The 21,945-nt window shown below is 64.2% G+C and carries 23 protein-coding genes; 19 read left to right on the forward strand and 4 right to left on the reverse strand.

Annotated features, from left to right (window positions below; genetic code table 11):
• Window positions 1-94: 94 nt before the first annotated feature.
• On the forward strand, window positions 95-1,498 hold the full coding sequence (locus tag Q7V20_RS03270) for an ammonium transporter (protein WP_304787130.1): 1,404 nt from the start codon (window positions 95-97) through the stop codon (window positions 1,496-1,498).
• A 23-nt stretch (window positions 1,499-1,521) separates the two neighbouring features.
• Here Q7V20_RS03270 and Q7V20_RS03275 read toward each other — a convergent pair whose 3' ends face one another.
• A complete protein-coding gene (locus tag Q7V20_RS03275; protein WP_304787132.1) occupies window positions 1,522-2,136 on the reverse strand; it encodes an XRE family transcriptional regulator in 615 nt (204 codons plus the stop codon).
• A gap of 71 nt (window positions 2,137-2,207) precedes the next feature.
• Between Q7V20_RS03275 and Q7V20_RS03280 the strand changes: the two genes are divergently transcribed.
• The 14 genes from Q7V20_RS03280 (at window position 2,208) to Q7V20_RS03345 (ending at window position 14,223) form a co-directional block, all read left to right on the forward strand.
• Entirely contained in the window at window positions 2,208-2,660 is a 453-nt protein-coding gene (locus Q7V20_RS03280; protein WP_304787134.1) for a GNAT family N-acetyltransferase, read from the forward strand.
• 120 nt (window positions 2,661-2,780) lie between these two features.
• Window positions 2,781-3,551 carry a GntR family transcriptional regulator gene (locus Q7V20_RS03285; RefSeq protein WP_304787136.1) on the forward strand — a complete coding sequence of 257 codons (771 nt, stop codon included), beginning with the start codon at window positions 2,781-2,783 and terminating at the stop codon, window positions 3,549-3,551.
• 16 nt (window positions 3,552-3,567) lie between these two features.
• Complete coding sequence (locus tag Q7V20_RS03290; protein WP_304787138.1) at window positions 3,568-5,295, forward strand: fumarate reductase/succinate dehydrogenase flavoprotein subunit; 1,728 nt, start codon at window positions 3,568-3,570, stop codon at window positions 5,293-5,295.
• A 35-nt stretch (window positions 5,296-5,330) separates the two neighbouring features.
• Window positions 5,331-5,564 (forward strand): ferredoxin family protein, encoded by a 234-nt coding sequence (locus tag Q7V20_RS03295; RefSeq protein WP_230180168.1) that lies wholly within the window; start codon window positions 5,331-5,333, stop codon window positions 5,562-5,564.
• 10 nt (window positions 5,565-5,574) lie between these two features.
• The gene (locus tag Q7V20_RS03300) at window positions 5,575-6,528 is read left to right on the forward strand and encodes a HEAT repeat domain-containing protein (protein ID WP_304787141.1); all 954 of its coding nucleotides are present in this window, start codon (window positions 5,575-5,577) and stop codon (window positions 6,526-6,528) included.
• 39 nt (window positions 6,529-6,567) lie between these two features.
• On the forward strand, window positions 6,568-6,897 hold the full coding sequence (fdxA, locus tag Q7V20_RS03305) for a ferredoxin FdxA (protein WP_304787143.1): 330 nt from the start codon (window positions 6,568-6,570) through the stop codon (window positions 6,895-6,897).
• A 3-nt stretch (window positions 6,898-6,900) separates the two neighbouring features.
• Window positions 6,901-7,974, forward strand: a complete 1,074-nt coding sequence (locus Q7V20_RS03310; protein ID WP_304787146.1) for an NAD(P)/FAD-dependent oxidoreductase — start codon at window positions 6,901-6,903, stop codon at window positions 7,972-7,974.
• Window positions 7,975-8,058: 84 nt separating this feature from the next.
• Window positions 8,059-9,489: an ABC transporter substrate-binding protein gene (locus Q7V20_RS03315; protein WP_304787148.1), complete on the forward strand. Its 1,431-nt coding sequence runs from the start codon at window positions 8,059-8,061 to the stop codon at window positions 9,487-9,489.
• Window positions 9,490-9,510: 21 nt separating this feature from the next.
• Entirely contained in the window at window positions 9,511-10,416 is a 906-nt protein-coding gene (locus Q7V20_RS03320; RefSeq protein WP_304787149.1) for an ABC transporter permease, read from the forward strand.
• A gap of 11 nt (window positions 10,417-10,427) precedes the next feature.
• A complete protein-coding gene (locus Q7V20_RS03325; RefSeq protein WP_304787151.1) occupies window positions 10,428-11,303 on the forward strand; it encodes an ABC transporter ATP-binding protein in 876 nt (291 codons plus the stop codon).
• A 13-nt stretch (window positions 11,304-11,316) separates the two neighbouring features.
• Window positions 11,317-11,622, forward strand: a complete 306-nt coding sequence (locus Q7V20_RS03330; protein ID WP_304787153.1) for a DUF971 domain-containing protein — start codon at window positions 11,317-11,319, stop codon at window positions 11,620-11,622.
• Window positions 11,619-12,635: a YeiH family protein gene (locus Q7V20_RS03335; RefSeq protein ID WP_304787155.1), complete on the forward strand. Its 1,017-nt coding sequence runs from the start codon at window positions 11,619-11,621 to the stop codon at window positions 12,633-12,635. The genes Q7V20_RS03330 and Q7V20_RS03335 overlap by 4 nt, the downstream gene beginning before the upstream one ends.
• Window positions 12,636-12,644: 9 nt before the next feature.
• Window positions 12,645-13,295: a DUF599 domain-containing protein gene (locus Q7V20_RS03340; RefSeq protein WP_304787157.1), complete on the forward strand. Its 651-nt coding sequence runs from the start codon at window positions 12,645-12,647 to the stop codon at window positions 13,293-13,295.
• A 64-nt stretch (window positions 13,296-13,359) separates the two neighbouring features.
• Window positions 13,360-14,223, forward strand: coding sequence for an SHOCT domain-containing protein (locus Q7V20_RS03345; protein ID WP_304787158.1), 864 nt, complete (start codon window positions 13,360-13,362; stop codon window positions 14,221-14,223).
• Window positions 14,224-14,233: 10 nt separating this feature from the next.
• Here Q7V20_RS03345 and Q7V20_RS03350 read toward each other — a convergent pair whose 3' ends face one another.
• Complete coding sequence (locus Q7V20_RS03350) at window positions 14,234-14,638, reverse strand: phage holin family protein (protein WP_304787160.1); 405 nt, start codon at window positions 14,636-14,638, stop codon at window positions 14,234-14,236.
• A 109-nt stretch (window positions 14,639-14,747) separates the two neighbouring features.
• On the opposite strand from Q7V20_RS03350, the gene Q7V20_RS03355 reads away from it, so the two are divergent.
• Genes Q7V20_RS03355 through ligD form a run of 3 tightly spaced genes read left to right on the forward strand, consistent with a single transcriptional unit; the run spans window position 14,748 to window position 18,703 of the window.
• The gene (locus Q7V20_RS03355; RefSeq protein ID WP_304787162.1) at window positions 14,748-15,638 is read left to right on the forward strand and encodes a Ku protein; all 891 of its coding nucleotides are present in this window, start codon (window positions 14,748-14,750) and stop codon (window positions 15,636-15,638) included.
• Window positions 15,639-15,656: 18 nt separating this feature from the next.
• Entirely contained in the window at window positions 15,657-16,241 is a 585-nt protein-coding gene (locus Q7V20_RS03360; protein ID WP_304787165.1) for a YqcI/YcgG family protein, read from the forward strand.
• Window positions 16,238-18,703: a DNA ligase D gene (gene ligD / locus Q7V20_RS03365; protein WP_304787167.1), complete on the forward strand. Its 2,466-nt coding sequence runs from the start codon at window positions 16,238-16,240 to the stop codon at window positions 18,701-18,703. Before Q7V20_RS03360 ends, ligD begins: the two co-directional genes overlap by 4 nt.
• Here ligD and Q7V20_RS03370 read toward each other — a convergent pair.
• Both Q7V20_RS03370 and Q7V20_RS03375 read right to left on the reverse strand, forming a co-directional pair.
• Window positions 18,675-20,642 carry an ATP-binding protein gene (locus Q7V20_RS03370; RefSeq protein WP_304787169.1) on the reverse strand — a complete coding sequence of 656 codons (1,968 nt, stop codon included), beginning with the start codon at window positions 20,640-20,642 and terminating at the stop codon, window positions 18,675-18,677. The two genes, ligD and Q7V20_RS03370, sit on opposite strands and share 29 nt — an antisense overlap.
• A gap of 3 nt (window positions 20,643-20,645) precedes the next feature.
• Window positions 20,646-21,449, reverse strand: coding sequence for an alpha/beta fold hydrolase (locus Q7V20_RS03375; RefSeq protein ID WP_304787171.1), 804 nt, complete (start codon window positions 21,447-21,449; stop codon window positions 20,646-20,648).
• 120 nt (window positions 21,450-21,569) lie between these two features.
• Here Q7V20_RS03375 and Q7V20_RS03380 point away from each other — a divergent pair, with 120 nt between their 5' ends.
• Entirely contained in the window at window positions 21,570-21,941 is a 372-nt protein-coding gene (locus Q7V20_RS03380; protein WP_304787173.1) for a response regulator, read from the forward strand.
• Window positions 21,942-21,945: the final 4 nt, after the last annotated feature.

Genomic DNA, 21,945 nt, shown 5'->3' on the forward strand with positions numbered 1-21,945 from the left:
AATCAAGGTTTCTTGAGAGGAATCTTTGGCATGTGGATTGCATACAGCCCCTCCGCCCACGAATCACCCGGTCCCCAACCACAAGGATGTCCCCATGAAACGTTTGTCTGCCACGCTGACACTGCTGGGGGCCACGGCCCTGGGCGTGCTGGCCTTGCCCGCCTTGGCCCAGGAAGCCGCTGCGGCCCCGGTGCCCAACAAGGGCGACACCAGTTGGATGATCGTGTCGACCTTGTTGGTCATCATGATGGCGGTGCCCGGCCTGCCGCTGTTCTACGGCGGCATGGTGCGCACGAAGAACATGCTCTCGGTGATGATGCAGGTCATGGTGACCTTCTGCCTGCTGGGCATGCTGTGGTGCATCTATGGCTACAGTCTGGCCTTCACCGAAGGCAATGCCTTCATCGGCGGGCTGGACAAGCTCTTCCTGAAAGGCGTGACGGTGGACAGCATGGCCGCCACCTTCAGCAAGGGCGTCGTGGTGCCCGAGTTCATCTACATCGCTTTCCAGATGACCTTCGCGGCGATCACGCCCACGCTGATCATCGGATCGCTGGCCGAGCGCGTGAAGTTCTCGGCGGTGCTGGCCTTCATGGTGCTGTGGTTCACCTTCAGCTACCTGCCCATGGCGCACATGGTCTGGTACTGGACTGGCCCCGATGCCTACACTGATGCTGACGCGGCGGCCAAGGCCACGGCCACCGCAGGCTTCCTGTTCCAGAAGGGCGCGCTCGACTTCGCGGGCGGCACCGTGGTGCACATCAACGCGGCCATGGCCGGCCTGGTGGGGGCTTTCATGATCGGCAAGCGCACTGGCTATGGCAAGGAGCTGATGGCCCCGCACAGCCTGACGATGACCATGATCGGCGCCTCGCTGCTGTGGGTGGGCTGGTTCGGCTTCAATGTCGGCTCCAACCTCGAAGCCACGGGCACCGCCTCACTGGCCTTCCTCAACACCTTCCTGGCCACTTGCGCGGCCACGGTCTCATGGACCTTGGTGGAGGCCATCTTCAAGGGCAAGTCGTCGATGCTGGGCGCTGCCTCGGGTGCCATCGCGGGTCTGGTGGCCATCACCCCGGCCTGCGGCTTCGTGGGCGTGATGGGCGCCATGGTCATCGGCCTGCTGGCGGGCGTGGCTTGCTACTGGGGCGTCAACGGCCTCAAGCGCCTGCTGGGCATGGACGACAGCCTGGACGTGTTTGGCGTGCACGGGGTGGGCGGCATCCTGGGCGCCATCCTCACCGGCGTGTTCGTGTCGCCTTCATTGGGCGGGCCGGGCGTCTACGACTACGTGGCCAACAAGGTCGCCGACTTCGACATGGCCACGCAGCTGGTGAGCCAGTTGTGGGGCGTGGGCATCGCGGTGGTCTGGTCGGGCGTGGTGTCCGTCATCGCCTTCAAGCTGGTGGACGTGACCATCGGCCTGCGCGTCAGCGTGGAAGACGAACGCACGGGCCTGGACCTGACCTCGCACGGCGAAAGCGCCTACCACTCGTGATGAGCGGCGAAGGCCGTGGCGGCTTACTCCACGGCCTTCGGGTAGATGATGACCGACAGGAACTTGATGGGGCAACGCGTGAGGTGCTCGGGGCCATGTGGCACCGAGCCTTCGAAGGTCAGCGTGTCGCCCGGCTCCAGCAAGAAGGTCTCCTGCCCGCAGCGGTACTCGATCTCGCCTTCGAGCATGTAGATGAACTCGGTGCCCGGGTGCTCGAAGGTGGGGTAGCGCTGAGAGTCGTCGTCCATCGTGATCAGGAAGGGCTCGAACAGCTTGGTCGGCCCCTGGTCGTAGGCCAGCAGGTGGTAGGTGTGGCCGCTCTTGGTGCCGCGCCGCACCACTTCCATGCCCTGGCCCTTCTTGATGTGCTGCGCACTGCTTGAAGACGCGTCGTACTTGCGGAACAGCATCGACATCGACACGCCCAGCGCCCGCGCGATGCGCGCCAGCGACTCCATGCCGGCCGAGGTCTGCCCGGTCTCGATCTTGGACAACATGCCCCGGCTGATGCCCGATTGCTCGGACACCTGCGCGATGGTCAGGCCATGCCGTTGCCTCAACTCGCGGATCGCGGCGCCCACGGACTCTTCCAAAGATGGGGCCTGTGCCTGGTTGTCCGCGCGCGTTCCGTTGGCCATGGGTATCCTGTGGGCAAGCTTGTTCATCACTGGATTCAGTGTACGACGACCACCCTGAAAGGCCTTGGCGCATGCGCATCGACATCACCCCCGCCGCCTTGGGCGATCTGCCCGCCTTGTGTGCCCTGCTCACCACCTTGTTCACGCAAGAGGCCGAGTTCAAGCCGGAAGAAGCCGCGCAGCATCGGGGTCTGACACGCATCATCGGGGACGAGCAGATCGGCCTGATCGTGGTGGCCCGGCAAGGCGGGCAGGTGGTGGGCATGGTCAACCTGCTGTACACGGTGTCCACCGCCTTGGGCGAGCGCGTGGCCCTGCTGGAAGACATGGTGGTGGACCCGCTTTGCCGAGGCGTCGGCATCGGTGCCGCCTTGCTGCAGGGGGCCATTGGACTGGCGCGCCAGCAAGGTTGTCGGCGCATTACCTTGCTCACCGATGGCGACAACGTGGCGGCCCATCGCTTCTATGAGATGAACGGCTTCAAGCAGTCAACGATGGTGCCTTACCGGCTGGCCATCGACTGACGCGCCGCGCGGATCGGGCCCGGTTGATCTGGCACAAGGTTTGCAATGAACTTGTCATGACGAGTCAGAACAAGTGTGTTCTGGCTGCATTGCCCCAAAACCCGACGCTGCCGCCCCAACATGACGCCCAAGCCCCAAAAAATCGCACCGGTCCTGCGCTTGTCGCCCCAACCGATGTACGCGCAGATCAAGGAAGAGCTGCGGCGCCGCATCCTGGACGGCACCTACCAGCCGCACCAGCAACTGCCCTCTGAGAGCGAGTTGATTGAGGCCTTCAGCGTCAGCCGCATCACGGTGCGCCAGGCTTTGGGTGATCTGCAAAGCGAAAGCCTGATCTTCAAGATCCATGGCAAGGGCACCTTCGTGTCCAAGCCCAAGGCGTTTCAAGAGTTGGGCCAGCTTGAAGGCTTTGGCGAGGCCATGGGCCGCCACGGCCACGAAACCTACAACCGCCTGATCAGTGTGCGCACGCAGAAGGCCACGCGGCAAGTGGCCGAGCGCCTGGGCCTGGCCACAGGCAGCGCGGTGACCGAGATCCGCCGCGTGCGCTTGCTGAACCGCGAACCCATCTCGCTGGACGTCAGCTACTTTGAGAAAAGCATTGGCGAGCAACTCAAGCGCGCCGACCTGGCGCAGCGCGACATCTTCTCGATCCTGGAGAACCAGATGGCCCTGCCGCTGGGCCAGGCCGAGCTGCGCATCGAAGCCATCCTGGCCGACGAGAGCCTGGCGGAGTTGCTGAAGGTGGAGGAGGGCTCGCCCGTCTTGAAGATGGAGCGCCTGACCTTCACGCAGGACGGCCGTCCCGTCGATTACGAATTCTTGTACTACCGCGGGGATGCCTTCCAGTACCGCCTGCGGATCGATCGCCAGTCCCAACCCCAATCTTGATTCACGGAGCTAAGCCATGAACACGGTGCAATACGAAGTCGATGTCCTGGTGATCGGTGGCGGCACGGCCGGCCCGATGGCCGCCGTCAAAGCCAAGGAGCGCAACCCGCAGCTGAAAGTGATGCTGCTGGAAAAAGCCAACGTCAAGCGCAGCGGCGCGATCTCGATGGGCATGGACGGTCTGAACAACGCCGTGGTGCCGGGCCACGCCACGCCCGAGCAGTACGTCAAGGAGATCACCATCGCCAACGACGGCATCGTCAACCAGGCTGCCGTCTACGCCTATGCCGCCAACAGCTACAAGACGATCGAAGAGTTGGACCGTTGGGGCGTGAAGTTCGAGAAGGACGAGACCGGCGACTACGCCATGCGCAAGGTGCACCACATCGGCACCTATGTGTTGCCGATGCCCGAAGGGCACCACATGAAGAAGGTGCTGTACCGCCAGCTCAAGCGCCACCGCGTCGAGGTCACCAACCGCGTGATCGCCACGCGCATCTTGCTGGACGAACATGGCGAGGCGGCGGGCATGCTGGGCTTTGACTGCCGCACCGGCGACTTCGTGGTCATCAAGGCCAAGGCCGTGATCCTGTGCTGCGGCGCGGCGGGCAGGCTGGGCTTGCCCACCTCGGGCTACTTGTTCGGCACCTACGAGAACCCCACCAACGCGGGCGACGGCTATGCCATGGCCTACCACGCGGGTGCTGAATTGGCCAACCTGGAATGCTTCCAGATCAATCCCCTGATCAAGGACTACAACGGCCCGTCGTGTGCTTACGTGACCGGCCCTTTCGGCGGCTACACGGCCAACAACAAGGGCGAACGCTTCATCGAGTGCGACTACTGGTCGGGCCAGATGATGATGGAGTTCTACAACGAGCTGCAAAGCGGCAATGGCCCGGTCTTCCTGAAGATGGACCACCTGGCCGAGGAGACCATCCAGACCATCGAAACCATCTTGCACACCAACGAGCGACCCAGCCGGGGCCGCTTCCACGAAGGGCGCGGCACCGACTACCGCAACAAGATGGTGGAGATGCACATCTCCGAAATCGGCTTCTGCAGCGGCCACAGCGCCTCGGGCGTGTACATCAACGAACGCGGCGAAACCACGGTGCCCGGCCTGTACTCGGCCGGTGACATGGCCGCCGTGCCGCACAACTACATGCTCGGCGCCTTCACCTATGGCTGGTTCTGCGGCGAGAACTCGGCGGACTACGTGGCCACCAAGGGCGCGGTCGGCATCGACGAAGGCCAGATCGAGCGCGAGAAGGCGCGCATCGAAGCGCCCTTCAAGCGTGACGATGGCCTGCCTTCCAACCAGGTGGAGTACAAGATCCGCCGCCTGGTCAACGACTACCTGCAGCCTCCCAAGGTGACGCGCAAGATGGAGATCGGCCTGGACCGTCTGGCCCAGGTGCGCGCCGACCTGCCTTCGATGCATGCCCGCAATCCGCATGAGCTGATGCGCTGCATGGAAGTGCACCACATCATCGACTGTGCCGAGATGGCCGCGCGCGCCTCGCTGTTCCGCGAAGAAAGCCGCTGGGGCCTTTACCACTTCCGTGCCGATCACCCCGAGCGCAATGACGCCGAATGGTTTGCCCATTGCCACCTGCGCAAGGGCGCCAACGGCATGGAAAGCCTCAAGCGCCCCGTCGAGCCCTACCTGTTCAAGCTGGACGACGACGAGAAGCAGGCCTACGACCGCCTTCGCGTCGTCAAGCAGGCCGAAGCCGCCTGACCTTTCAGTCACCTGTCATCCCTCAGGAGAACACCATGCCCCAAGCCCTCGCGCCCACCAGCGTCCCGGTGGTCATCAATGAAGAGAAATGCATTGCCCAGAAAGGCTGCACCGTGTGCGTGGATGTGTGCCCGCTCGATGTGCTGGCCATCGACATGGTCAAAGGCAAGGCCTACATGAAGTACGACGAGTGCTGGTACTGCATGCCTTGCGAGACCGACTGCCCCACTGGCGCGGTCGAGGTCAGCATCCCTTATCTGCTGCGTTGAAAGGCTTGCCATGACTGCTTCTCATCCTTTCGCGCAGCCCAGTTTGCTGCGCCAGCAACTGGCCGACGCCGATCCCGAAGTGCGCCGCGTGGCCATCCGCGAACTGCCCTACAGCGAGGAAGACGACTACATCCCCTTGCTGACTGCCGCCCTCGGCGACGCGCACCCCGGGGTTCGCGCCGATGCGGCCCTGGCCCTGGAAGGCATCGAGCAGGAAGACGTGGTGTCGGTGCTGGTGCCCATGCTCAAGGACGAGAGCCCGGAGGTTCGCCAGGCCGTGGCGCAAACCCTGACCGAGCTGAAGGAGCCCCAATGGGGCGGCCTGTTGCTGGGCATGGTGAGCGACCCCGAACCCCAGGTGCAGGCCAATGCCTTGAAGGCCTTGCGCGCCTTGCGGGTGGAAGCGGCCTTTGAGCCGGCCATGATCGCCACCGAATCCAGCGATGCGGCCGTGCGGCGCGAAGCCCTGGGGGTGCTGGCCTACCTGAAGAACCCCGGTGCGCTGCACAAGCTGACGCAGGCGGCCATGTCCGATCCTGACGCGGAAGTGCGCCGCGTGGCGGTGGGTGGCCTGGGCTTTGCCAGCGGCGCCGACGCCAGCCCGGCCCTGGTGCGCGCGCTGACCGACGAGTCCTGGCAAGTGCGCCAGGAAGCGGCCAACACGGCGGGCAAGCTGCAGCTCACGGGCTGCGTGCCAGCGCTGATGCAGAGCATGGCCGACAGCTACTGGCAGGTGCGCGTGGCCTGTGCCCGAGCGCTGGGCAAGCTGAAAGCGCGCCTTGCCTTGCCCGCCTTGATCGAAGCCTTGAACCACGAGGTCAGCAACCTGCGCAAGGAAGCCGCCGTGGCCTTGGGCGAGGTGGGCGATCCCGAGGCCAAGCCCGCTTTGGAGAACGCCGCCAACGACCCCGACCCCGATGTGCGCAAGCTGGCGCGCCTGGCGCTGTCGCGGCTGGCCGCCTGAACTGAACTGGTCTGCTCATCACACACCAAGGAGCGTGTCATGACCTTTGTCGTCACCGAAGCCTGCATCAAATGCAAGTACACCGATTGCGTGGAAGTCTGCCCCGTTGATTGTTTTCACGAAGGCCCGAACTTCCTGGTCATCAACCCCACCGAATGCATCGATTGCGGCGTGTGCGTGCCCGAGTGCCCGGCCAACGCCATCGTCGATGAAGGTGATCTGTCAGCCGACCAGCAGATCTATCTGGGCCTGAACGATGAGCTGTCCAGGACCTGGCCCGTGATCACCGCCAGCAAGGCGCCACTGCCCGATGCCGACGACTGGCGCGATGTGCAGGGCAAGCACGACCAACTCATCGCGGAGGCCTGAGCCATGAATGCACGCACGCCCATCGAGCAACCCATCGAGACCGACGCGCTGATCATCGGTGCGGGCCCGGTCGGCCTGTTCCAGGTGTTCGAGCTGGGCTTGTTGGAGATCAAGGCGCACATCATCGACTCGCTGGCCCACCCGGGCGGCCAGTGCATGGAGCTGTACCCCGACAAGCCCATTTACGACATCCCCGCCGTGCCCGTGTGCACTGGGCAAGAGTTGACGGACAAGCTGCTGCAACAGATCGAGCCTTTTGGCGCGACCTTCCACCTGGGGCAGGAAGTGGTCGAGGTCATCCCGCAAGCTGATGGACGGCACCTGGTCGCCACTTCGAAGGGCACGCAGTTCCTGGCGCGGACGATCTTCATCGCTGGTGGCGTGGGCTCTTTTCAGCCGCGCACCTTGCGTGTCGATGGACTGGACCGCTTCGAGGGATCGCAGGTGTTCTACCGCGTCAAGAAGCCGACCGACTTCGCCGGCAAGCACCTGGTGATCGTGGGCGGTGGCGATTCGGCCCTGGACTGGGCGCTCAATTTCGTGCAGCCCGGCCCGCAGCAAGCCGAGAGTGTGGTGCTGGTGCACCGCCGCGATGCATTCCGCGCTGCCCCGGCCAGCGTGGCCAAGATGCGCCAGCACTGTGCCGAGATGGAGATGCAGTTCGAGGTCGGCCAGGTCACGGGCTTCCAGGAGGCCGATGGCCGCTTGAGCGCGGTCAAGGTGACGGGCGGCGATGGCGTGACCCGGGTCATGCCCTGCGATGCGGTGCTGGCCTTCTTTGGCCTGAGCCCCAAGCTGGGGCCCATCGCCAACTGGGGCATCGCCCTGGACCGCAAGCAGATCGAGGTCGACACCGAGCGTTTTGCCACCAATGTGCCGGGCATCTTCGCCGTGGGCGACATCAACACCTACCCCGGCAAGAAGAAGCTGATCCTCAGTGGCTTCCACGAAGCCGCGCTCGCCGCATTCGCCGCCGCACCGCTGATCTTCCCCGACAAGCGGATTCACCTGCAATACACCACCACCAGCCCCAAATTGCACCAGGTGCTGGGCGTGGAGACCCCCGTGTTCGATTGAGTTAAGCCCCCGGCCATGGCACGCGTCATGCAGATGTCATGACAAGCCAAGACCAGTTTCAACGCATTGCATCAGGAGTATTTCATGATCCGCAGTTCATCGAATCAAAGTTTGTTCACCTGGGCCCTGGGCGCGGCCTGGGGAGTGATGGCCGCCGTGGCCCATGCCGCCCCGCAAGAGGTGGTCGTGGGCATCGGCACCCAGAACACCACCACCAACACCGTCACGGGTGGCATCGTGCTGGACAAACTGGGCCTGTTGGAGAAGCACCTGCCCAAGACCGGCAAGTACGCCAACATCAAGTTCGTCATTGATTGGCAGAACTTCACCTCGGGCCCACCGGTGACCAACGGCATGATGGCTGGCAAGCTGCAGATCGGCATGATGGGCGACTACCCCTTGCTGGTGAACGGCGCCACCTTCCAGGCGGGCAATGACACGAAGAGCAAGCTCATCGCCATCCTGGCCTACAACCAGTTTGGTGCGGGCAACGGCGTGGTGGTGCACAAGGACTCGCCCTACTACCAGCTGTCAGACCTGAAGGGCAAGCGCATCTCTGCGCCCTTCGGCTCAGCCGCGCACGGCATGTTGCTCAAGGCCATGGAAGACCGTGGCTGGAAGGACGACTTCTGGGACCTCTCCTCGCAAAGCCCCGAGGTGGGCACCACCAACTTGCAAGAGAAGAAGCTGGACGCGCACGCCGACTTCGTGCCCTTCATGGAATTGCTGCCGTTCAAGGGCTTTGCCCGCAAGATCTTCGACGGGGTCGAGACCAAGCTGCCAACCTTCCACGGCGTGGTGGTGCGCGAGGACTTTGCCAAGCAGTACCCCGAGTTCGTGGTGGGCTACCTCAAGGCGGTGATGGAGGCCAATGACTGGGTGCGCAAGAACCCCAAGCTGGCCGCCGAGAAGATCGCCGAGTGGACCAAGATCGACAAGGAAGTGGTCTACATGTTCCTGGGCCCCGCTGGCATCCACACACTCGATCCGAGCATCAAGCCCAAGTGGGTCGAGACCATCAGGTACGACACCGGTGTGTTGCAGCGCCTGGGTCGGGTCAAGCAGTTCGATGTCAATGCCTGGGTGGACGACAGCTATGTGCGCGCGGCCTTCAAGGAGCGTGGCGAGGACTATGAGGCGCAGAAGGCCAGCTTCGCGGGCAGCGAGATCAGTGGCCAGGACACCTTCTGCAAGAAGCCCATCGCCAAGTCCATCGAGGCGGGCGAGGTGTGGCTCAAGTCCGGTGAGCTGATGGCCTACAGCAGCGCGGCCTGCACCCTGGGGGCCATCAAGCAGTTCACGGGGCAAGGCAAGGCCCTGGCCGCGGCCTACCTCTTCGACCAGAACCTGAACATCAAGCTGTTCGCCGACAAGGCCTTCTTCGCGGTCAATGATCAGGATCCGAAGGCCTTGGTCATCGAGCCCTTCCTGCTCAAGAAGGACGCGGAGCAGATGGCCGCGAAGGTCAAGGGCAAGGTGCTGGTGTACGAGCAAGTGCTCGCGCTCATCAAGTGAACCACTGAACAGGAGCCCGCCATGCGCATCGCCGAACCTGTGATGGCCCCGTCGGCCAAGGCCCCTGGGCCCGGGGCGCCCAACTTGCATGTGGTGCCCACCGCTGCCGCCCTCAACTCATCCAAGCCAGCGCGGCGCTTGCCCTGGCGCGCGGTGCGCACCGCCCTGAGTGCGGCGCTGTCCCTGGGCGCGCTGCTCCTGGCGTGGCACCTGGCGGTCAAGTACCGGCTGGACTTCTACATCCGCTTCAACAACATCCCCGCGCCCGCGGCGGTGTGGGAAGACGCGCAGGCACTGTTCGGCAATGCGCGCTTTCAAAAGCACATCTACCTGAGCCTGCAGCGCATCTTCCTGGGCTTCGCGATCGCCTCGGTGGTGGGCGTGGGCCTGGGCCTGCTGCTGGGACGCTTTCGTGCGGCCCGTGAGCTCGTCTTCCCCGCGCTGGAGGTGCTGCGCCCCATTCCCGCCATCGCCTGGGTGCCCATGTCCATCATGCTGTGGCCCAGCAATGAGGTGAGCATCGTGTTCATCACCTTCCTGGGGGCCTTCTTCCCCATCCTGCTCAACACCATGCAGGGCGTGCAGGCGGTTGACAAGGTGCTGATCCGCGCCGCGCAGAGCCTGGGCGTGACGCAGCGGGCCATGTTCTTCGAAGTCATCCTGCCTGGCGCCTTGCCCCATGTGTTCACGGGCCTGGCCCTGGGCATGGGGGTGGCCTGGGTCTCGCTGATCGCGGCCGAGATGATCTCGGGTCAGTTCGGCATCGGCTATTTCACCTGGGAGGCCTACTCGTTGGTGCGCTACTCCGAGATCGCGCTCGGCATGATCGTCATCGGCGTGCTGGGCCTGCTGTGTTCGGGGCTGATCCGCCTGGTGGGCCGATCGGTCATGCCCTGGATGGCCTACGGCGCGTCCAACCACGATTGAAGGAGAACCCCATGGACAGACATCCCCACAGCGACGTCAAGGGCCTGATCCAGGTCGATCACTTGGAGGTGAGCTTCGAAGCGCAAGGGCAGTTGGTGCGGGCCGTGGACGACGTGTCCATGCAGGTGCAACCCGGCGAGTTCGTTTCCATCATCGGGCCCTCGGGGTGTGGAAAATCGACCTTGCTCAATGTGGTGGCGGGCTTTCTGCAGGCCTCGTCGGGCACGGCGCAGGTGGACCACCGCACGGTCAAGGGGCCTGGCGCCGACCGGGGCGTGGTGTTCCAGCAGTACTCGCTCTTCCCATGGATGACGGTGCGCAAGAACGTCGAGTTCGGTTTGAAGATGAAGGGGGTGGACCGCACCTCGCGCGTGTCTGCCGCGCGCACCTTGCTGTCCATGGCGGGCCTGCTGGCGTTCGAGAACCACTACCCCGACCAGTTGTCTGGTGGCATGAAGCAGCGTGTGGGCATCGTGCGGGCGCTGGCCACGTCGCCGCAGGTGCTGTTGATGGACGAGCCCTTCGGGGCGCTGGACGCGCAGACCCGCGTGGTCATGCAGGAGATCCTGACCAACATGTGGCAGCGTCTGCGCATCTCGGTGCTGTTCATCACGCACGACATCGACGAGGCCGTGTTCCTGTCGGACCGCATCTACGTGATGACGGCGCGGCCGGGGCGCATCAAGGCCGAGATCCGCGTGCCCTTGCCCCGCCCGCGCACACCGGCGATGACCAGCTCGCCCGAGTTCCTGCGCATCGTCCAGCAGATCAAGCAACTGATCCGCGAGGAAAGCCTGAGCGCCATGGGGGCGGATCTGAAAGATGGCGCCTTGCAAGGCCTGAGCACCGAGATCGGCCCCGGCGGGGTCGAGGGTTTGATGCACTGAAGGAGCCCTGACCGTGATTGAAGAACTCTTGATCGACCAGCAGCGCGAGGTGCTGACCTTGCGCCTGGAGGATGGCCGGTGCATCGACCTGCCCGACGCGATGCTGAGGGCGGCATGCAAATGCGCCTTCTGTGAATCGGGCCGACGCAAGGGTGAGCTGCCGCAAGTGGCTGAGGGAACGCACATCGTGGGGTGGGAATCCATGGGGGCGGCCATCCACCTGAAGTTCTCGGACGGCCATGTGCGGGGCATCTACCCTTACCCTTACCTGGTGGACCTGGCCGAGGCGCAAGCCGCACACTTGCCGACCTCGCCATGACCGGCCTGGCCCTGGCACGCACACCGGCCTGGTGGTTGAGCTGGGGCGCCATCGCGCGGGGCGCGTTGCTGCCCGTCACCATTGCCATCGCGGCGCAGTTCCTCACCGACCACCAGGGCGGCCCGGCCTTGCTGTATGCCCTGCTGCTGGGCATGGTGTTGAACTTTCTGCACGAGCAACCGCACATCCAACAGGCCTGCCTGCATTGCGGTTCGCGGGGCTTGCGCATCGGGGTGGCCTTGCTGGGCGCCCGCATCACCTGGGCGCAATGCGCTGAGCTGGGGTTGCACACCTTCGCCCTGCTGGTGCTGTGCGTGGTGTCCACCATCTTGGTCAGCGTGGTGATCGGCCGCTGGCTGCGCACCCCGGTGGCCGATGCGGTGGTGGCCGGGGCGGCGGTGGCCATCTGCGGTGCGTCTGCCGCGTTGGCGGTGGCCGATGCCTTGACCCCCAGGCGTGTCCAGCCAGCCCTGGTGCTGCTGGTGGTGGTCACCGTGACCTGTCTGTCCACCAGCGCCATGATCCTTTACCCGGCCATGCTGCATGCCATGCAACTGGGCGGTGTCCAGGCGGGTGTGTTCCTGGGCGCTTCGGTGCACGACGTCGCCCAGGTGGTGGGCGCTGGTTACCACATGGGGGCGGCCGAAGGTGATGTGGCTTCGGTGACCAAGATGATGCGCGTGGCCTTGCTGGTGCCAGCGGTGCTGCTGATCGCCTGGTTCTTCCGCGAGCGGGCGGCGCAGGTGACGGCGGGATCGGCGCCTCGGCCCTGGTTCCTGGTCGGCTTCGCGGCCCTGGTGGTGATGAACTCGGCCGGCCTGTTTTCACCGGCTGTGAAGGCGGGGTTGATCACGGCATCGCAGTTCTTCATCCTGGTGGCCATGGCGGCCATGGGTTTGCGCACCTCCCTCAAGCAACTTTTCGACGCTGGCTGGAAGCTGCCCACCTTGCTCCTGCTCGACACCCTGTTCATCGGCGCCCAGGCCCTCATCGGCGTCCACCTGATGTGGTAAACAGGGGGTATGAACAGCACCATCCCCTGGCTCTCCCTGTTTTTGTCCCTGGCCATCCTGGGCGCTTATGAACTGAACCTGTCGAGGCTGTCTCGCCGCCAGCCCTTGGCCACGGCCCGTTCGGCCCACGCCCTGCTGCGTGTGGAATGGGTGCAGGCCCTGTCTCGGCAGGCGGGCTCCGAGATCGTGGCCGTGCAGGCGCTTCGCAACTCGCTGATGTCGGCCACCATCACGGCCTCGACCGCGGCGCTGGCCTTGATGGGCACGCTCACCGTGACCTCGACCACCGTGGCCCAGGACATGGCCCTGTTCGGCCTGCAGCAACTGTCCACCCGGCTGGTGCTGGAGCTGCTGCTGCTGACCACCTTGTTCGCCTCGTACGTGTGCTCGGCCACGGCCATGCGCTACTTCAGCCATGGCAGCTTCATCATGTCGCTGCCGGTGGGTTCCGAAGAGCGCCAGCGCCGAACCTCCATGGCCATCGACTATGTGCGGCGCGCTGGCATTTTATACAGCTGGGGCTTGCGCTTGTTCCTCTTCCTGGCCCCGATCGTGGCCGGGTTGGTCAACCCCTTGGCCATGCCTTTCGCCGCCATTGCGCTGGCCTTGGTGTTGAGGGCTTTCGACCGCGCGCCGGCCGGTGTGCCCCCGCTGGGGTAACCTGCTGCCCGTCGGCATGCGAATTGCTGATCTCCTCGATCAAATGCAAGCAGGCAGACCCATCATGCGTGAACTTTCCAGCTCCGGCCAGCAGGCCATCAACGACATCGCTAACCGCACCGGCTTCAGCCCGGACGCGGTCATGAGCATGCTTGACTCGGTCATCAAAGGCAACGGCGGCATGGCCCAGTTCAATCACCCCGAGTTCGGTGGTTACGGGCAGTGGATGCGGGGTGGCATGACCATGGTGTCCGACATGTTCAACAACCACCTCAAAGGGCGGGTGGATGGCCTGTGCTTTGAGTTGGCCAACCTGATCGCCAGCCAGCCCAACCTGATCCGCACCGGCAGCTTCCAATCGCAAAGCCAGGGCGGGCAGGATTCACGTGGGCAGCAACAGCAAAACAATGGTGCTTACCAGGGCAGTTCCCAGTCGCAAGGCGGGGGGTACAACGAATCGGCCAGCCTGTTCGTGCCCGGCACCTCCAACGACTGGTGGCCCGCGGATTTGCGTTGGCCCAACAGCACCGGTGCCCAGAATGGCGTGCGCTATGCCTATTTCGCGCAGGCGCGTCGCCTGGCGATCGACGTGGGCGGGCGCGTCACGGTTTACGACACACTGGACCACCAGATCGGTGGTTTCTCGCAGCAGCAATCGGGCAGCGGCTCGATCAGCTTCACCAGCCAATACGGCCTGATCGATGTGGCGGCCTTGCCGGTGGTGTCGGGCGAGGGTGCCCAACGCTCGGCGCCTGCTTACAGCGCACCAACGCCTCAGCCGCAGCGTTTCGAGCCGGCACCTGCCAACACGGCAGATGCTTCCGACATTTTTGCCACCATCGAGAAGCTGGCCGCCTTGCAGGCCAAAGGCTTCATCAGCGCGGAAGAGTTTGCGGCCAAGAAGTCCGAGCTGCTGGGCCGCCTCTAGACCTTCATCATCAAAGCCAGGTGCCGCTACCGTGCGGCATCTGGATGGTGTTGGCCGGGCTGTCGTTGGTGATGAACGAGCCGATGAAAATGCTCAGCAAGGCGATGAAGATGCTGGCAAAAAACGCCGTCCAGAAGCTGGAGACCTTGAAGCCTTTGACCAGCGCGGCCACCAGCATGATCATCAAGGCGTTGATCACCAGCAGGAACAGGCCAAAGGTGATCAAGGTCAGCGGCAGCGTGAGCAAGACCAGCAGCGGCTTGACGACGGCATTGGCAAAGCCCAACAGCAGGGCTGACACGATCAGCGACGAGGCATCGTCAAACTTCAAGCCTTTGAAGAGGTGACTGGCCGCCCAGAGTGACAGGGCAGTGATGCCCCAATGGATCAGAAAAGGCGTCAGGTGGTCGAGCATGTGGGGCCAGTGCAATGAAGGTGACCCCATTATCAATCGGCCCGGCAGGCACGCCAACTGCTGGTAGGCGGGACCATCACTACCGTCAGGGCATCGTGCCTTGCCTGCCATGCCGCACAGTCTCTGGAAAGGGGCCATTTCATTTGGCCTGGTCCACATCCCGGTCGCGCTCTACCCTGCCTCTCGCGAAGATGCCATCGATTTTGACTGGCTGGACAGCCGTTCGATGGACCCGGTGGGCTACAAGCGCATCAACAAGCGCACGGGCAAGGAAATCACCAAAGAGCACATCGTCAAAGGCGTGAAGTACGAAGACGACCGCTATGTGGTGCTCAGCGACGACGAGATCAAGCAGGCCTATCCCAAGACCACGCAGACGATCGAGATCGAGGCCTTCGTCAGGGCCCAGGACATCCCCTTTGTGCACCTGGAGCGCCCCTACTACCTGGGCCCGATTGCCAAGGGTGACAAGGTCTACGCCTTGTTGCGCGAAACCCTGCTCGCCTCCAAGCGGATCGGCATCGCCCGCGTTGTGATCCAGACCAAGGAGCACCTGGCAGCCTTGATCCCCGTGGGGCCGGCGCTGATGCTGAACACCTTGCGCTGGCCATCCGAGATCCGAGCCTGGGACGAACTCAAGCTGCCGCCCGAAGGCGCCAAGGCGGCGGGCTTGAGCGAGCGCGAGCTCAGCATGGCCGCGCAGTTGGTGGATGACATGTCGGCCAACTTTGACCCCAGCCATTACAGCGACAAGTTCCGCGATGCGGTGATGGCCTTGATTGAAACCAAGGCCCAGGCCGGGCAACTCAGCCATGTCCAAGCCCTGGAGGCCGTTGATGCGGGTGTGACCAACAATGTGATCGACCTGACCGAGCTGCTCAAGCGCAGCCTGAGCCAGAAATCAGCGCCCGAGAGCAAGGCCTCGGCACCGAAGCCGACCGCCAAGAAGGCCGCGGTCAAGAAAGCAGCGGGCCGCGCACCAGCCCGCAAGCACGCTTGAGCCAGGCGGAGGCTGAACATGATCCATGCCCTGCCCACCGATGAGTTTCTGGCTGCGGTTCATGACTTTGACCACCATGCCCGACTGGGCCAGCGGCAGGTGCGGGGGCATCTGCCGGGCCACCGAGGTGCGTGGTCGGCAGAGCGGCCTTGGAACCCCTTGCACTTGCACCCGCAGGCTGCAAGGCTGAGCAGTGACCTGCCGCTGCGGCCCGTGGCCGGTCGTTCATTGGTTCGGATGGGCTTGTACCCTGATCTGGGGGCGCCCGAGTCGGCCTTGGCGGTGTGCCATGACCTGTACGACTTTGCCCATGACCTGGCCGAGGCGGACGACGAGCAGGGCGCCTGCTTCGCCGCTTTGTTCAAAGGGCAAGCCATTGGCAGCGAGGTTCACTTCGAGCACCTGTTGTGGCGGCAGTTGCAGACCATGCACGGCGTGGATGCGCAGTACTTTAACGGCGTTGATCCGCTCAGTGTGGATGCGTCCAAGGTCGAGTTTTCATTCGGTGGCCGCGTCTACGTGGTGGTGGGCCGGCATCAGGGGGCGGGTGGCTTGCCGCGACCTTCCATGGTTTTCTACCCGGTCTGGAACGCGTGGCGATGAGAACAGAGCCTCTGGCACGCTATTGGGACAAGCGCGACTTCTCCCTCACCGCCGAGCCCCGGGGGCAGCATGTGCCCAAGGCGCAGGGTTGGGCCTTCGTCGTTCAAAAGCACGCGGCCTCGCACCTTCATTACGATTTCCGTTTGGAGTTGGGTGGCGTGCTGGTGTCCTGGGCGGTGCCCAAAGGCCCGAGCTTTGACCCGAGCGACAAGCGCATGGCGATCCATGTGGAAGACCACCCGCTGTCGTATGGCGATTTCGAAGGGACGATTCCGCCCAAGCAATATGGCGCGGGCACCGTGATCGTGTGGGACAAGGGGCGGTGGGAGCCTGTCGGTGATCCGCAAAAAGGCCTGGCGCAGGGCAAGCTGGTGTTCGCCCTGCACGGCCAGAAGCTGACCGGGCTGTGGGAGTTGGTGAAGATGGCCAAACCGGGTGAGCGCCAGGAGGCCTGGCTGCTCTTTAAAAAGCGCGATGAGTTCGCCCGGCCCAGGGCCGAGTACGACGTGGTGACCGCCTTGCCTGACAGCGTGATCACCCAGCCGATCAAGGCGGGCCTGCCCGCCAAGCTGGCGCCACAACTCGCCACCTTGGTCACGGGGCTGCCGGCCACCGGGCGCTGGTTGTTCGAACTCAAGTTCGATGGCTACCGCTTGATGACCCGGGTGGAGCGTGGCAAGGCCCGGCTCATCACCCGGGGCGGCCACGACTGGTCGGACAAGATGCCGGAACTCGTCAAGGGCATTGAGCGGCTGGGCATCCAGTCGGCCTGGCTGGACGGCGAAATCGTGGTGCTGGACGACGACGGCACGCCCAACTTCAACGCCTTGCAGAGCGCCTTCACCCACCGCACGCGCACCGACCAGATCATCTACTTCCTGTTCGACCTGCCCTTCTTGAATGGCCAGGACTTGCGCCCCTTGCCACTGGAAGCCCGCCGACAGCAACTCAAAGCCTTGATCGAGGCCAAGGGTCGCGAACCGATCCGGTTCAGCGCCGCTTTCGAAGCCGATCCGGCGTCCATCCTGCAATCAGCCTGCCAGCTCAAGATGGAGGGTGTCATCGCCAAGCGGGCCGATGCACCCTACACCTCCAGCCGGTCCGAGACCTGGCTCAAGCTCAAGTGCAGGCAGCGCCAGGAGTTCGTGGTGTGCGGCTACACCGAGCGCAGCGATGGCCGGGCGCAGATCGGCAGCCTCTTGTTGGGGGTGCACGACGAGAAGGGGCAACTGGTCTCGGTGGGCAGTGTCGGTACGGGGTGGCGTGCGCAGGAGGCGCGAGATCTGAAAGCGACCTTGGCCAAGCTGCACAGCGCCCACGCGCCCTTCGCGGCGGGTGTGACCAAGCCAGGCCGATGGTCCAAGCGCGTGCTGGGCAGTGAGCGCTGGGTCAAGCCCACCCTGGTGGCCGAGGTCGAGTTTGCCGAGTGGACCACCGATGGCCAGATCCGGCATGCCTCGTACATCGCGCTGCGCAGCGACAAGCCTGCCAAAGCCATCGTGCGGGAGGTGGCCAAAACCTTGGGGGAGTCAGCCATGCGTTCAACCGCCTCAACCACCATCGGCAAAGTCAAGGTCAGCCATGGCGAACGGGTGATTGACCCGGCCTCGGGCACCACCAAGCTGGCGCTGGTGCGTTACTACGAATGGGTGGCCGACTGGATCCTGCCGCACCTCAAGGGCCGGCCGTGTTCCCTGGTGCGGGGGCCGGAGGGCGTGGGTGGCGAGCTGTTCTTCCAGAAGCATGGCGGTGCCATCGGCATGCCGGGCGTCCGGGAACTCGATCCTGCGCTTTGGCCTGATCACGATGCCTTGCTGGAGGTGGCCAGCGTGTCGGCCTTGCTGAGCGCCGCGCAAATGAATGTGATCGAGTTCCACACCTGGAACTCGCACAGCCGCCACATCAACAAACCCGACCGCATGGTGTTCGACCTGGACCCGGGTGAAGGCACGCCCTGGGCACATGTGCAGGAGGCCGCCATGCTGGTGCGGGCTTTCCTGACCGAGTTGGGCCTGGCGTCGTGGCTGAAGACCAGTGGTGGCAAGGGGCTGCACGTGGTGGTGCCCTTGACGCCGCGCTTGAAGGCCGACACGGTCAAGGCCTTCTCGAAAGTGATCGTGCAGCACCTGGCCACCACCATCCCGACGCGCTTCGTGGCCAAGAGCGGACCGGCCAACCGGGTGGGCAAGCTGTTCGTCGATTACCTGCGCAATGGGCATGGCGCCACGACGGCAGCGGCATTCTCAGCCCGGGCCAGGCCTGGCCTGGGGGTGTCCATGCCTGTGGCTTGGGACGAGTTGCCCACGCTGAAAAGCGGGGCCCACTGGACCGTGTCCACGGCACGTGATCGCTTGTCCTTCCAGGCCGAGGATCCGTGGTCAGGCTACTGGACGCACAAGCAGACCTTGAGCGGGGCGATGAAAGCGCTGGGCTTCAAGCCATCTCCCTCAGGATTGACATGAGTTCCTGCGGATCCACGGGCTTGGTGAGGTGCCGGTCAAAGCCCGCCTCGTCAGCGGCTTGTTTGTCCTGGGCCTGACCCCAGCCGGTCACGGCCACGAGCAGCATGTGGGCGCCCCACGGTTGTTGTCGAATCAGCTTGGCCACCTCGTAACCATTGAGTTTGGGCAAGCCGATGTCCAGCAAGGTCAGCTCGGGCAAGAACTCCCCCGCCAGGCGCAAGGCCGCCATGCCATCGCCCGCGCTGCGCACCTCGTGCCCATGCAGGCTCAGCAGCATCTCCAGGCTTTCGGCGGCGTCTTCATTGTCGTCCACCACCAGGATGCGTCTGGTGCACATGACGCCTTCGTCGGGGGTGTCCACTTGGGTGGCCTCGGCGTGGTGGCTGGGGGCCAAAGGCAGGGTGACCTTGAACTCGCTGCCCTGGCCGGGCCCATCGCTGTGCGCTGACACGGTGCCGCCATGCAGTTCGACCAGCCCGCGTACCAGCGCCAGCCCGATGCCCAGACCACCTTGTGAGCGCTCCAACGCGGGCGTCAGTTGCGAGAACATCTCGAAGATGGTGGCCAGGTGTTCGCGGGGGATGCCCAGGCCTGAGTCGCGCACCGTCACGGTCGCGTGCTCGTCCACCTGTTGCACGCTCAGCCAGATGTGGCCGCCGGGCGGCGTGTACTTGGTGGCGTTGTTGAGCAGGTTCAAGATGATTTGCGTGAGCCGCGTCGGATCGGCGTCCAGCATGATGGCCTGCTCGGGCAGATCCACGGTCAACTCGTGCGAGGCTGCTCGCACCAGGGGCGCCGCGGCTTCAAGCGCGCCGTGCACGGCGTGGGCCAACTCCACGCGTTGCCGGCGCAGCTCCAGCTTGCCCTGGGTAATGCGCGAGACTTCGAGCAAATCGTCCACCAGGTGGGTCAGGTGCTGCAACTGGCGCTCCAGCACTTCGCGTGTCCAGCGCAACTGGGTGGCGTCCAGGGTCTGAAGATTGAGCAGCTCGACCACATTGCGCATGGGGGCCAGCGGGTTGCGCAATTCATGGGCCAAGGTGGCCAGGAACTCGTCCTTGCGGCGGTCGGCTTGCGCCAGGCGCTCGCTGATCTCTTGCCACTGGTCTTCCGAATGCTTGCGGTCGGTGATGTCGATGCCCAAGCCGTACAGCGTCACCGGGGTGCCTTGCGCATCGTAGACCGCGCGGCCTCGGCCTTCCATCCAGCGCCACTGCCCACCCGCGTGCCGAAATCGGAACTCTACGCTGTAGTCGGTGCCCAAGGTCACGGCCTGTTCCACCGCCTCGCTGACCTTGGAGAGATCCTCGTGGTGAACGAGGTCGAAGAAGTCGGATTCGGTGCCGGCAAAGCCGCCGGTGGGCAGGCCCATGAGCACTTCAAGCTGGCTGCTCCACCAGACCTGGTTGGTGGCCAGGTTGCGTGACCACGCGCCCATCTGGCCACCCTGCATGGCCAGGCCCAGCACATCGGCGGTTTCCTGCAGTGCCTTTTGCGCCTCGTGTTGGGCGGCCAGGGCGGCTTCGGCGTTCTTGCGCGACTGAACCAGCTCGTTTTCGTACTTGTGGCGGTCGCGGACCACGATGACGGCCAGCTCATGGTAGGTGGTGTCGCCATGCTGCCGGCGGATGGCGTTGAGCAGCATGGGCACGTGGCTGCCATCGCGGTGCACCATGTCCAGTTTGACTTCGGCGACCGAGCCCTGGATCTGAAGCAAGGGCGACCAGTGGGTTTGGTAGAACACCCGGCCACCCATCGTGAACAACTCCTGCACCCGGCGCTGTCCGATCAGGTCGGCGGCGTCCTGGCCTATCCACCGGCAGAAGGTGGCATTGGCGCGAAGGATGGTGCCATCGGTGCTGGTCAGCAGCAGGCCCGAGGCGGCCTGCTCGTAGAGCGCCTCAGCGGTGGGCAGCACCGGGTTCGCGCTGGCGGGCATCGCCTAGATCTCCAGCTGGCGCAGAAAATCGCCCATGGCATCGGCACTGGCGCTGGGGGCGCTCAGGTGCGGGCAGTGCCCCACGTTGTCGATGATGCGCAGCGTGCTGTGCGGCATCGTGCGGTGCATGTACTGGCCCACGGACCGGGGCGCGATGATGTCCTCGCTGCACTGCAGGATCAACGAGGGGGTGGTGACCTGGCTCAGTTCGGCCCGGTGGTCGGACAGGAAAGTGACGCGCGCAAAGTGTTTGGCGATGTCGGGGTCGGTGCGGCAAAAGCTGTTGGTCAACTCGACGCCCAGTTCCGGTTGCGCGGGCGATCCCATGATGGCCGGCGCCATGGTGCTGGACCAGCCCAGGTAGTTGCGCTCCAGCGTGCTCAGCAGGTCGTCGATGTCGGGTCGGGTGAAACCGCCGATGTAGTCGCCATCGTTGATGTAGCAAGGCGAAGGGCCGACCATGACTTGCGCCGCGAAACGCTGCGGGGCGGCGATGGCCGCCAGCATGCCGATGCACGCGCTCACCGAATGCCCAACGAAGACCACGGGGCCATCCGCGAACTCGTCGATGATCTCGATCAGGTCGGCGGCGTAGCCATGCAAGGTGCCGTACTTGTCCATGTCGTAGGCCGACAGGTCGGAGTTGCCGCTGCCCACCAGGTCGAACAGGATGGTCTTGAAGCGGCCTTGAAAGTGGGGCGCCATGAGCCGCCACATGTGCTGGTCGCAACCAAAGCCATGTGCAAAGACCATGGTCGCCTGGCCTTGCCCGGCCGTTTGCACGTTGTTGCGTGCCTGAATGCTCATGTGTGCTCCAACAAGACCGATGCCAAGGGCCATTCTTTCACAGCGGGTCTGCGGTTTGCCTGACTTGACCCAAGGGTGCTGGCTCATTCAAGCCAGCGGTTTCTCAATCAGGAGCAACTTATGAACCAGGCGGCAGCCATGGGCAAGGTTTTGGTGGTGGATGACTGGCGGGACAGTGCCGAGAGCCTGGCCATGCTGTTGAACTCGGCCGGCTACGAGACGGCCACCGCCTACAACGGCGCCCAGGCCGTGGAGCTGGCCAAGAGCTTTCAACCCGACACCGTCATCCTGGACATCAACATGCCCGTGATGGATGGACACCAGGCCGCGCGCGAATTGCGGCAGACTTTGCCGGATCGGCATTTGATCCTGGTGGCCTTGACGGCTTTGGATCAGGGCACACGGCCTGACAGCTTGTCCGATTTCGACCTGTACCTTCAGAAGCCGTGTGACACGGCCTTGTTGCTGCGTTTGATCAGCCATCTGCATTGACGGC

It is taken from the genome of Aquabacterium sp., assembly GCF_030652515.1.
Taxonomy (GTDB): domain Bacteria; phylum Pseudomonadota; class Gammaproteobacteria; order Burkholderiales; family Burkholderiaceae_C; genus Aquabacterium.